Origin of the sequence: Neobacillus sp. SuZ13, from assembly GCF_030123365.1 — a bacterium.
Classification (GTDB): domain Bacteria; phylum Bacillota; class Bacilli; order Bacillales; family Cytobacillaceae; genus Neobacillus.
Genome location: NZ_CP126107.1, coordinates 184,563 through 196,897 on the forward strand (window position 1 = coordinate 184,563; position 12,335 = coordinate 196,897).

Genomic DNA, 12,335 nt, shown 5'->3' on the forward strand with positions numbered 1-12,335 from the left:
ACTGATGGTCTTGTCCTTTCATCATTTCTACGGGATCACAGAAAATTGACTGTAGCGGAGGTACTACAATGAATCCTATTGAAAACATATTACAGAAATTCCCGCTAGTTATATTAGACGGTGCTATGGCAACTGAGCTTGAGCGTCATAGCTGTGATTTGAACGACAGCCTTTGGTCGGCAACCATACTTATTGAAAATCCGGAGCTTATCAAACAGGTACATACGGATTATTTTACAGCGGGAGCTGACTGTGCTATCACCGCCAGTTACCAGGCAACTGTCGAAGGATTTGCCCGACGCGGTTTAAGCGAGGCTGAAGCACTAATACTCATCAAGAAATCCGTTCAGATAGCCTTAGAAGCACGCGATGAATTCTGGGGAAAATTCGAGAACCGGTCAAACCGGCCGAAGCCTTTAGTAGCCGGTTCAGTAGGGCCATATGGCGCATTTCTTGCTGACGGATCTGAATATCGAGGAGATTATACGTTGACCGAAGATGAACTTATGAATTTCCATAGGCCCCGTATGAAAGCCCTGATTGATGCCGGTGCCGATATCCTGGCCTGCGAAACCATTCCATGTCTGATGGAGGCCAGAGCAATCGTCAGGTTGTTAGAAGAGTTTCCCAGAACCTATGCATGGATCAGCTTCAGTGCAAAAGACGGGCTGCATATTAGTAATGGAACCCCGATTTCTGAATGTGCTGAATGGCTGGATAAACATGATCAAGTGGCTGCCGTCGGCATAAACTGTACGCGGCCCCAGTACATTTCTTCGCTGATAAAAAAAGTGCACAGTCACACAGACAAACCCATCATCGTATATCCAAATTTAGGCGAGCAGTACGATGCAGTCACCAAAACTTGGCATGGGGCATCATCCGAAGAAACTTACGGCGACAGTACGCATCACTGGTATGAATGCGGTGCCCGATTGATTGGCGGCTGCTGCAGGACAAAACCGGAGAATATAACGACCATTGCTGGATGGGCGAGGTAAGGATAAAAAAGCAAGGATTTTGGTGTTAGAGTATTCTCTACATCCCTTATTTTTCCGCTAGTATCTGGTCATGATGCAACAAAAATGTTGGTTCTAGTCAAAAAACTTCAATATAAGTAAATAGTCAGTGATGTAATAATAATGCACGTTGATTCAGAAGGAATCACGATTGATTTTTAATTAAATAAAGCAAGAAATCATATGACTGTAAAGCGCTTTTTCAAGCTTTGCAGTTCTTTCATGTTTGTTGAAAAACTACCCGAAAACGGATGTTGTTTGTGTTTTCAGAAAAAAGATATGGTGGCTTTTGGATGAAAAACACATTAATTCCTTTATCTATGCTTTTCTTGATTCAGATGGGAAAATTCTAAAAATACTAGATATGGTTCCTTGTAAGGAGGATGAATGGAGGGGAAATTACGCCATTAATATCGCTATCGACTCAAAAAGCTAAAAAAATAAGACTAGGATTGTAAACCAGTCTCAAGTAATAAGTCATATATATCTCTTTCCACAATTTCCTCAAACAACATTTTTAAAAAAGAATCATTTAATTTTTGTTCATAAGCGGTTAAATATATATCAATTAGCTCTTCATTAGATAGTGTTTTAAATCGCATTACTATCTCCTTGTTATTCATACTAGAATAATTTTGTGCATATTTATAGAGAATTTTTGTAAGTCTTTATAAAATCCAAGGTGCCTTTTTTATTAAGTTATAAGTAACCGCATTTTACTTTTTATAAAACTAATATCTTTTCATTTATAACCCGTACATAACGTACTAAATATGAATTTATCATAAAAAGCTCTTGGTCATCCTCTAGAACGTTTTTTTACAACTCCTGAATCCACTAACTTTTTTATAGTCTAATGGTTTGCTAACAAAACTTTTTCATTTGTTCCTAACTTAATGGTAGATTCAGTAGGGATCCATAAACCGGTATTTTCATTTCTACCTTGAAGTACATATTTAGGGTTATTTTTCCCCATTCGTGAGGCAGCCAATTTTGAAAGTTCTCCAATTTTGCTGCCGCTTACGCGATTAATAATCAAGCTAAGCTTTGTATCCTTAAACTCGGTTAACATTTCATAATCGGTATTGCTGTCGCCTGCAACAAAGATAGGGCCACATCCTCCTTTATTACTGGCAATTTCATTTATAATGGTTTTTGTTTTTCCTTGACCAGCAGTAATCGGATAATTTTCTTCATAAACAGGCTTGATGTTTCCGGATTCTTTCTTTAATCTCATGCCAAATACGTTTTCTTCCGGAAGGTTATAACCATATTTAGGATTGGATGCGAATACTTCCACTACTTCTTCCATTGAAGCGGATACAACATAAACATCAATTCCATTATTCTGAAACGTGTGCATTAAATTTGAAATTTCAGGTGCCAATCGTAAACCCGTTATATGGGAAATGCTTACTACGCCAGCATCGCCGTGCAACTGTTGCGGACTTGTCAGTTTCTCTTTCGATATGCCTGCACCTAAGTTGAGATCATTAGAATCTTCCGCCAACTGTTTAACTTCTCCAACTGACATGTTTGAAAACAAGTAAAGAACCCATGGATAACTAATGTCAGTACTATACGTATCGCCAATTGCCTCATAAAGGAAATATAGTTTCACCTTAAAATCTTGAAAATAATCTGTGGCGCGAATCTCATCGAGAGATTGATCGCCTATTAATACCTTGTAATGTCGATAAAGATAGTCATAATCCCGTTTTAGATCATTTGTAATCGCTTCTAGCGTTACCAATTCCCCGTTATTGTTTTTATAGGCGTTTGAAAATGGCCCATCTGGAATATTCGTTTTTATGACTGTGTAAAACTCTTCTGGAGTCAGATTAAATTTCATTTGATCAATTTGATAGAAGAAAAGAGCTTCTTCTGTATCATTCATAATGCTCGTATTATCCCAGTCAAATATGGCGTAGGGTTTCTTTTCTGACTTATACCTAGAGCTTTTGGCACCATACTTGTTGATCAAATCTTGAATGGCTTCATATGTATTCGGAGCCCATTTCCCTTGATCCAACATCTGGATAGATGAAAGATTTTCTTTTTTTTCAAACTTTTTATCTTGATCCGCAACCTTTGATTTTTCAGATGTCGCTGAAAACCCTGTTGTCAGAAGCAAGCTGCTGATGACGATACTTCCCACGATGCCTTTCAGTTTTTTTCTTTGCATGAACATTTCCTGTTTCCTCCTTTTAAAGCAAAAAAAGCGCCTTTAACAACAGTCTATTTGACTGCTGCTAAGGCGCCTTTGCCCAGTAATTATTTTATACCTCTAAGATACCATAAATGTGCGAGATTTCAAATATTTAAACTAGTCAGTTTTTTAACTATTCACCATTATTCATAAAAAGAATCCCCACAACAGCCAAAAGTATTTACACCTCGTTCTTGTGGGTTTATACAAAATGGCGTTTGGGAAAAAGATGTATTCGAGTTTAAAAAGTAATATATTAATTTGATATTTCCACTCAACTTACGGATGCAGGAGTTCAATAAGGTGTTGCTGCCGCAGCATCTTTTTTGCTTATTGAGCTACTGGCAGTTAATTCAATAAAAAGACAAATTTAACGCAGATTATAAATGGTATAGAATTCGTAGTCCATTTCTTCATCTGCAAAGTCAAGCACATCAGCAACGACATCAGCGTGCCCTTCCTTAAGGCCTGCCTTATGCAGTTTAGTCTTGATCAAGTTTTTAAAATCTCCTTTTGAATTTTCAGCAAAAGCCCCCCTATATGTCCAATTGAAATATGATCACAGCTGGTTACGAAACGATTATCAGAAGACGAATGAAGACGATTGCTTCTGTTTATCTATTTGTTGGCCTTTTAATAAACGGACTATGGAATCCTCTATATGCCCTGAGATTGCTGCCTCGGCTCTATATACATCCCTTGTCCGGATGGCTTCGATAATTTCCAAATGTTCCGCGGGTGCCTCTTTTTGGTCGACCTCGCCCTTGACATGATAAAAGCGGCCGATATGAAGATGGCAATGCATACCTTTATAGGCCTCACACAAAAATGAGTTTCCGCCAGCATTCATGATCAAAAGATGGAATAGTTGGTCCAAATGAGTGAAATCGAGGATTTTATTATTGGAAGAACCTGAGTTAATGGTAAACATAAGCTCTGTGAGCCGGCTCATTTCTTCCGTCACACTTAAATGATTGGATCGGATAATATTCCTGACCGCATGAGTTTCTAATAAAATCCGGGCCTCTAACATTTTCGCCATATTTTCCGCATCTAAAATATCACTAACCCGATATCCTTTATTTGGTTCTAAAATCACTAAGTTCTCGGAATTCAAACGAGACAATGCTTCCCTGAGGGGAATGGCGCTAATGTTGATTTCCCGGGTTAAATGGCTGATGTTGATTTTTTGGCCCGGCGATAATCTCCACTCGAAAATCATCTCTTTTAATAAATTGTAGACATACTCCGTTGTTTCTCCTCGTTCTTTATCCTTTATCATTGAAATGCCCCTATCTTAAAAAAATTCTATGAAAACGTTTGTAGTTCGATATAGATGTATCAACTAAACTATCTACAGCAGCTTGGCGCTTTTAATCCCTATCATTAAGATAAGACGAAACTTGGTTGATATCAAGATTAGTATTTTTTGGCTGGGTGCTGAAGGAGGAACTTCAAGAGAAAACAATATCATTCTATCTCTGCTAACCTTTATATGATATCCATATCATCGATAATTATATATTATGTTTAGTGAGTTTCGGTAAGATTATATATAATATATCGTCTAAACATTGAACAAACAAGCTTTTTATTTTTAAAAATTAAAAAAAATCCTCTATAAATAAGGGTTTTTATAAAAAACTGAATTTTTTATAATTTAAAATATTTACATAATCGTATATTATGTGATATATTTTTGGAAACATTTATATATCATTTTACACGATAGTAATTTTTTATGGAAACAGAGCAAGGGTACAACTGAAGCTACACATAGTAAAGTGTGAAGCACTGCTGAGTTTTGTACATAAAATGAAAGCGGTTAATCTAAACGGGCTATGTTCTGATTAAAATTTGTCCAATCCCTTAGCGGAGTTACCAAATGAAGTGAAAAGAAAAAGATCTTTATTTTTTCAGAGGAGGAATCTTTAATGAGCACAACGATCAGCAGCAAAAATGCGTTCTATGGCCATTTTATTAATGGGCAATGGATTTCCGATCAAAATACAATCTCGGTTATTAATAAGTATAACAAAGAAGAAATTGCCAGGATCGGCAATGCTTCCCGGAAGATTGTAACTGAGGCGGTAACTAATGCACTGGATACTTTTCATACAAAAAAACTAGATCCCAATCAACGCTACGAGATTTTAATGCGTACAGCGAATATCGCTAAAGAGAGAAAAAAAGAGCTGGCAATGATTCTCGTTCATGAAGTCGGTAAAGTATTGAAGGATGCAATAGGGGAAATTGATAGAGGAATTCAAACATTGATTGCTTCAGCCGAAGAAGCAAAAAGGATCGCGGGTACAGGCGTTCCTTTAGGACAGCCTGGAAATGACAATAAGATGGCTTTCACCGTCCGAGTACCTGTTGGGGTTATCGGTGCGATTACCCCGTTCAATTTCCCATTCAATCTCACCATGCACAAGGTAGCTCCAGCGCTGGCAGCGGGAAACACAGTAGTTTTGAAGCCAGCTGAAGTAACTCCCCTTATTGCATGCAAGATTGCGGAAATGTTTTCCGAAGCTGGATTGCCTGCAGGTTTTCTGAATGTAGTTAACGGGCGCGGCCAGGAAACAGGCCAATATCTTTTGGAAGATGAACGCATTGCGATGTTCACGTTTACGGGGAGTCCCGGGGTAGGGCGACACATTAAGAGCAACACAGGAATTCGTAAGGTTACCTTGGAGTTAGGGAATAACTCCCCTAACATTATCCACAAGGATGTACCTGATATCGATAAGGCTGTTGAACTATGTGTCACGCGCGGTTATGTGAATGCCGGTCAAGCCTGTATCTCTGTACAGCGCATCTACGTCCATAGAGATATCTATGATTCGTTTGTGGAGAAGGCAGTCCATGTTGCACAAAGTTTGAAGGTTGGCAATCCCGAAGATCCTTCCACAGACATTGGTCCCATGATTTCCGAGAAAGAAGCGAGACGAGCGGAAGAATGGATACAAGAAGCCACGCGGCTTGGGGCCATAGCGGTTTATGGAGGAAAGAGGCGGGATTCGATACTGGAACCTACTATATTAATTGATGTGAAACCTGAAATGAAAGTAGTCTGCCAGGAAGTGTTCGCACCGGTGATAAGTATTATTCCTTTCGATAATATCGAAGAGGCTTTCCGTCAGGCCAATGATACGAAGTTCGGCTTGCAGGTTGGTTTCTTTACATCCGATATCACTTTGGCCATGCGGGCAACGCAGGAACTTCATTTTGGCGGTATCATTATCAATGATGTTTCTACATACCGTGCCGACGACATGCCATATGGAGGCGTGAAGGATAGCGGAATTGGCAAAGAGGGGCCGCATTATGCCGTGCAAGAAATGACTGATGAAAAACTTGTCGTTATCAATCTATAGACCTTGGAGGGAAGGAATTTGAGAAATACATGGGATTTTTATTCTACAGAGAGAATTGTATTTGGAAACGGGTCGATCGGGCAATTGGATTCGATCCTTCAAAGATTAAAGGCGAGGAACATTTTGCTGGTTACTGACCCGGGGATAAAAAACGCAGGTATCGTGGACAGGATATCATCATTGTTGGAACAAGCAAACTACGAAACAGTTATATATGATCAAGTCGTGCCGGAGCCACCGGTAGATTCGGCGATGGACTGTTATAAATTTGCTAAATCGCAAATGGATATCGATGCAGTAATTGGCCTTGGTGGTGGAAGCAGCATTGATATGGCAAAGATTGTTGCCTTGTTGGTCGCCCATGGCGGACACCCTCTAGATTATTATGGAGGCGAAAATCAGGTTCCCGGACCGATCGCCCCTCTTGTAGCGATTCCCACAACTGCGGGAACTGGATCAGAGGTGACGTCCGTTGCTGTATTGACCGATGTGGAAAATAACCTAAAAGTTGGTATCTCGGATAATTATCTAAGACCAACCGTCGCTCTTCTTGATCCACAACTAACCGTGGGGCTGCCTGCTTATGTAACAGCTTGTTCAGGAATTGATGCTTTGTCTCATGCGGTAGAGGCCTATACAGCCAAACCTTCTTCATACATCCAAGCAGAAGGAAACATCTTATTCCAAGGTTCGATCCCTATCAGCGATGCACTCGCATACAGAGCGATTGAATTGATTGCCAAAAATCTGCCTCTTGCTGTCCAACAAGGAAGTAATCTCGAAGCCCGTTCCAATATGCTTTTGGGCAGCCTGCTTGCTGGAATGTCCTTTTCCAATGCAGGTACGGCAGCAGCCCACGCATTGGCTTACCCAATTGGAGGGTTAGTGAAGTCACCGCATGGAGAGGTTACGGGGCTCTTGCTGCCGTACGTAATGGAATATAATACAGCTGTAGAAACAGAAAAAATGGTGAAAATATCCCGGGCATTCGGAGTGAACACGGATGGCCTTTCCGATAAGGAGGCCGCGTTGGCTGCTTCGAAGGCTGTGCTTACGCTGCTTAGGGAAATTGGACTCCCAACAAGGTTAACTGAAATCGGGATCAAAGACGAGGATATTCCTGAAATAGCTGAAAAGACCCTCCTGATCGATCGCCTAATCCGGAACAACCCAAGAGTGCCGACCCAACGCAATTTAGAAGAATTACTAAGAAAAGCTTTATAAGTTTAAAAGTAACAGATTCGCTAGTGGCCAGCCCATCCCGGATTCAGGATAAACATATGGCATTAAGCGCTGAAACCTGTTTGGATTCAGTCATATAACAATTTAGTAAGTATCTACAAACCGGGGTGGAAAGAGTTTCGTAATCTAATAGAATAATAACGGAAAGGAAGTTATGATATGTCTCTTATGCCTTTTACATATTTTATGCCGACACGGGTGGAATGTGGTAACGAAATATCTAAAAAAACAGGGGAACTGGTTAAAGATTTAGGTGTATCGAGCGTGCTTATTGTAACAGATAAAGGGGTTAGAGGTGCAGGTCTTTTACAAGGCATTGAGAAATCCCTTGCTTCGGCAAACCTACATTATGAAATATATGATGAGGTAGAGCCAAACCCGTCAGCTGAAACGATCCACCGGGGGACAGAGTTTATTAAGCAACAAAATATTGAGGCAGTTCTGGCTGTGGGTGGAGGAAGCAGCATTGACACAGCCAAGGGAATCGCGGCCATGGCAACTAATCCCGGCCATATCCTGGAATATGAAGGGGTAGGGAAGATTTCCAATAATCCACTCCCAATCATAGCAATTCCGACTACGGCTGGAACAGGTAGTGAAGCCACTAATTCGACAGTTGTAACTAATAAGGAAACCTCTTTTAAATTAGGCGTACTTAGTTCACTTCTTTTTCCAAATCTGGCTATACTGGATTCGGCCCTTATCCTGCGGCTGCCTCAAGAAATTACTGCAGCTACAGGTATGGATGCTTTAACTCATGCGATTGAATCCTATACATCCAAAACAGCTAGCCCTGTTAGCCAGGCCTTCGCGATGCAGGCCATTAAAATGATCGGCGAAAATTTAACACGTTCCTACTTTGTGGGAACGGACATAGAAAGCAGGGAAAACATGCTTGTAGCCTCCCTTTTAGCCGGAGTAGCATTTTCACAGTCCCGCTTGGGTAATGTACACGCCATTTCGCATACATTCGGAGGAGTCTTTAATATACCGCATGGCATCGCAAATGCAGCACTATTGCCTTTTGTTATGAAATTCAATCTGCCGGCATGCGCCGATCAATATAGAGAAATTGCCATAGCTTTGGGACGGGATGTAAGCGGTTTATCTACCGTGCAAGCTGCCGAAAAAGCTATTGAAACTGTCATTGAGATGAATCAATGTATGAATATTCCTCTTAATATTAAGGAGCTTGGAGTCTCATTGGACGTTTTGCCTAAATTAGTGGAAGATTCCATGAGGAGCGGTAATGTATTCGTTAATCCGAGGCTGACGAAGGCATCTGATATCCAATTGATTATTGAGAAGGCTTATGAGGGTGATTTAGAAGGTTTTAATAATAGTAATCGAAATAATAGCGCTACCAAGATTATAGAACCAGCCGTCGTGAATGTATAAAAGCAATCGCTTAGTACACCTCACCTGATAATATATGGAACCAATTTATATTTTCGGATAATAAAAATTTCCCGTAACATGCTTTTTGTTGATTATTATTAACCATAATGAGGTGCTAATATGAAGAAAACAAATGGAAGATGGCTTGTAGTAGTACTCCTTTTCGTCGCTACAACAACAAATTATATGGATAGAGCAATTCTTGGAATTGCAGGGCCCTCCATGATGAAGGATCTCTCGCTATCGGCTGTTGAATTCGGGATATTAGGGTCAGCGTTCTTTTGGTCGTATGCCTTAATGCAGATTCCTGTCGGGGTAATTGTTGATAAATTAGGGGCCCGCTTGACTTATTCCATCGCTATCGTATGGTGGTCCCTCTGTACAGTGTTTACTGGATTTGGCCGCTCGCTTGGCGCACTGATCGGTATCCGCGTTTTAATGGGAATAGGAGAGGCTCCGGCGTTTCCAACCAATACGCGTGTTATTTCGGACTGGCTGCCGACACACGAACGGGGCATTGCCAACGGGATATTTAATTCTGGTACTGCTATCGGGATCGGTATGACAACACCCATATTAGCATGGATCATCCAGAATTGGGGATGGCAAACATCCTTTGTGGTAATTGGATCTGTAGGTTTTGTATGGCTTGCGTTCTGGTTATTCTATTTCAAAAACCATCCACAGCAAAGTAAAATTGCTAATGACGCTGAAGTAGCCTATATCAAGGAGGGGCAATCTCAAGTAGAGAAAGCACCGACAGTGAACATCTCACCATTTAAATTCCTTAAATACAGAAATGTTTATCCAATGCTATACGGATTGTTCGCACATAACTATCTTACTTACTTAATGATGACCTGGCTTCCTACTTATCTTGTGGTCGAAAGGGAAATGACACTTTTAAAAGCAGGATTTTTCACGATGCTTCCTTGGATTATGTCTTTTCTTGGAAATATTCTAGGAGGGGTTTTGTCGGATGCCTTAATTAGAAGAGGCTGGAATTCGATCAAAGCAAGAAAAACTCTTTTAACCATCGGCATGCTATTTCCATTAGCCATTATACCAACTATCTATACTGACAGCGCCATTATGGCACTTACGTATATCTCCATAGCAATCGGTGGTGAGGGATTGGCAGCAGGAATTCTCTGGGCCACTGTTTCGGATGTTGCTCCAAAGGGTGCGGAAGGAAAGCTTGCCGGCTTGCAAAATTTCGTTGGGAACCTGGCTGGTTGGATTGCTCCGGTTGCAACAGGGATTTTAGTAGCGAAGCTTAATAATTTCACTATAGCCCTGATTATACCAGTAGTCATTTGCCTCATTGCTGCTGTGGGATATACCTTCCTTCTTAAAAATGAGAGGATTTCCATGAACACGGAGATTGCCAAAGGAACTAAAGCTTCATGATGGAAATAGGCCATTTCGTTAGTAGATAAAACAACACCTTGTAAGACTCAGAAATATTTTGGACAAAATCCAGCGAAAAAAAGGAGACAAATTCATGCTGAAAACTAGTGGTTTAGTCGATTTAACTGAACTGAAAATGTATGTGAACGGTGAATGGAAAGCAGCACAGAATGGAGAAACTTTTTCTGTTATCAATCCGTCAACAGGTAAAGTGGTTGCTAAAGTTCCAAATGGCGGACGCCAGGAAACACAGCAGGCAATCGCAGCTGCTGAACAAGCCTTTAAATCCTGGTCAAAATTGACCGCGATGGAACGTGCTAAATATCTATTAAAATTACATGAACTCATGCATGAATATAAACATGAATTAGCTGAAATCATGAGTCTGGAAATGGGTAAACCTTTTACAGAAGCGGAAGGGGAAGTGGACTTCGCTGCCAGTTACCTTCAATGGTTTGCGGAAGAAGGGCGCCGGATATATGGGGAAACGATCCCTGCTTCTGCGGCGAATAAAAGGCTCATGGTGATCCGCCAGCCTATCGGAGTGGTTGCAGCCATTACCCCTTGGAATTTCCCACTGGCAATGATGACACGGAAAGTCGGGCCAGCAATGGTTGCTGGATGTACTTCCATTGTGAAGCCTGCCAAACAATCGCCTATTAGTGCGATAGCGTTTGGTAAATTGGTAGAAATGGCAGGGGTCCCTGCCGGGGTAGTAAGTATTGTAACGGGGAATGCAGGTCCTATCTCGGATGAGATCTTTGAAAATCCTATAGTCAGAAAGATCTCTTTTACCGGATCTACGGAAGTGGGCAAAATGCTGGTTACTAAGTCAGCCCATCAACTTAAGAGACTGTCCTTGGAGCTTGGGGGACATGCACCGTTTATTGTGTTTGAAGATGCTGATTTAGAGGAGGCTGCTGCAGGCGCCGTTGCCAGCAAATTCAGAAATACGGGACAGACGTGCGTTTGCGCAAACCGGATTTATGTACACCGTTCGGTCATTGAGAAATTCTCAGAAATTTTCGTGGAAAAGGTGCAATCTCTTAAAGTCGGAAATAGTATAGATCCAAGCGTTCAAGTCGGGCCTCTTGTAAGCAAGGATGGCCTGGAAAAGGTAGAGGAACATGTACATGATGCCCTATCCAAAGGTGCTCGCCTTCTTTGCGGCGGACAAAGAGTTTCAGGGGAATTGGCTGATGGATTGTTCTATGAACCTACTGTACTGGCTGGAGTGAACACGGATATGTTGATTACAAGCGAGGAAACGTTTGGGCCTGTTGCACCAATCATCCCGTTTGATACAGAGGAAGAAGTGATTGAACATGCCAATAGTACCGAGTATGGATTAGCAGCCTATTTTTATACTCAGAATATCAGTCGGGCCGTTAGAGTTTCGGAAGCACTCGAGTTTGGGATCATCGGCATGAACGATGCGATTCCGACAGTTGCACAGGCTCCGTTTGGCGGCATGAAAGAGAGCGGGGTAGGAAGGGAAGGAGGCCATCAAGGCCTTGATGAATATTTAGAAGAAAAGTATATTTCGATGGGTTTTTAACATAAAGGCCAAACATGGCTATATAAGTATCTTAGTTTTTAACAAAACACCAGAGAACGTGCTAAACCATTCCGGTAGACAGCATATTTCACAGTAGAAAGAGGTTGACTCTAAAGCGGGGG

Annotated in this window: 11 protein-coding genes; 7 read left to right on the forward strand and 4 right to left on the reverse strand. The window is 41.2% G+C overall.

What is annotated here, in order from left to right; genetic code table 11:
* The first annotated feature begins 68 nt into the window (after nt 1-68).
* Both mmuM and QNH17_RS29925 read left to right on the forward strand, forming a co-directional pair.
* Nucleotides 69-1,001, forward strand: coding sequence for a homocysteine S-methyltransferase (mmuM, locus tag QNH17_RS01020; RefSeq protein WP_283876996.1), 933 nt, complete (start codon nt 69-71; stop codon nt 999-1,001).
* Nucleotides 1,002-1,270: 269 nt separating this feature from the next.
* Nucleotides 1,271-1,372: a DUF192 domain-containing protein gene (locus QNH17_RS29925; RefSeq protein ID WP_481858560.1), complete on the forward strand. Its 102-nt coding sequence runs from the start codon at nt 1,271-1,273 to the stop codon at nt 1,370-1,372.
* A 93-nt stretch (nt 1,373-1,465) separates the two neighbouring features.
* Here QNH17_RS29925 and sda read toward each other — a convergent pair whose 3' ends face one another.
* The 4 genes from sda to QNH17_RS01040 form a co-directional block, all read right to left on the reverse strand.
* Nucleotides 1,466-1,621, reverse strand: coding sequence for a sporulation histidine kinase inhibitor Sda (sda, locus tag QNH17_RS01025; RefSeq protein ID WP_283876997.1), 156 nt, complete (start codon nt 1,619-1,621; stop codon nt 1,466-1,468).
* A 251-nt stretch (nt 1,622-1,872) separates the two neighbouring features.
* Nucleotides 1,873-3,210, reverse strand: coding sequence for an HAD family hydrolase (locus tag QNH17_RS01030; protein WP_283876998.1), 1,338 nt, complete (start codon nt 3,208-3,210; stop codon nt 1,873-1,875).
* Nucleotides 3,211-3,598: 388 nt separating this feature from the next.
* A complete protein-coding gene (locus QNH17_RS01035; RefSeq protein WP_283876999.1) occupies nt 3,599-3,724 on the reverse strand; it encodes a hypothetical protein in 126 nt (41 codons plus the stop codon).
* Nucleotides 3,725-3,811: 87 nt separating this feature from the next.
* Complete coding sequence (locus QNH17_RS01040; RefSeq protein ID WP_283877000.1) at nt 3,812-4,510, reverse strand: GntR family transcriptional regulator; 699 nt, start codon at nt 4,508-4,510, stop codon at nt 3,812-3,814.
* Nucleotides 4,511-5,162: 652 nt separating this feature from the next.
* Between QNH17_RS01040 and QNH17_RS01045 the strand changes: the two genes are divergently transcribed.
* From QNH17_RS01045 to QNH17_RS01065, 5 genes are all read left to right on the forward strand, one after another.
* Entirely contained in the window at nt 5,163-6,605 is a 1,443-nt protein-coding gene (locus tag QNH17_RS01045) for an aldehyde dehydrogenase family protein (protein WP_283877001.1), read from the forward strand.
* An 18-nt stretch (nt 6,606-6,623) separates the two neighbouring features.
* Nucleotides 6,624-7,829 (forward strand): hydroxyacid-oxoacid transhydrogenase, encoded by a 1,206-nt coding sequence (locus tag QNH17_RS01050; RefSeq protein WP_283877002.1) that lies wholly within the window; start codon nt 6,624-6,626, stop codon nt 7,827-7,829.
* A gap of 177 nt (nt 7,830-8,006) precedes the next feature.
* Nucleotides 8,007-9,245 carry an iron-containing alcohol dehydrogenase gene (locus tag QNH17_RS01055; protein WP_283877003.1) on the forward strand — a complete coding sequence of 413 codons (1,239 nt, stop codon included), beginning with the start codon at nt 8,007-8,009 and terminating at the stop codon, nt 9,243-9,245.
* A gap of 120 nt (nt 9,246-9,365) precedes the next feature.
* Nucleotides 9,366-10,655 (forward strand): MFS transporter, encoded by a 1,290-nt coding sequence (locus tag QNH17_RS01060; protein ID WP_283877004.1) that lies wholly within the window; start codon nt 9,366-9,368, stop codon nt 10,653-10,655.
* A 94-nt stretch (nt 10,656-10,749) separates the two neighbouring features.
* Entirely contained in the window at nt 10,750-12,213 is a 1,464-nt protein-coding gene (locus QNH17_RS01065; RefSeq protein WP_283877005.1) for an NAD-dependent succinate-semialdehyde dehydrogenase, read from the forward strand.
* The last annotated feature ends 122 nt before the right edge of the window (nt 12,214-12,335 follow it).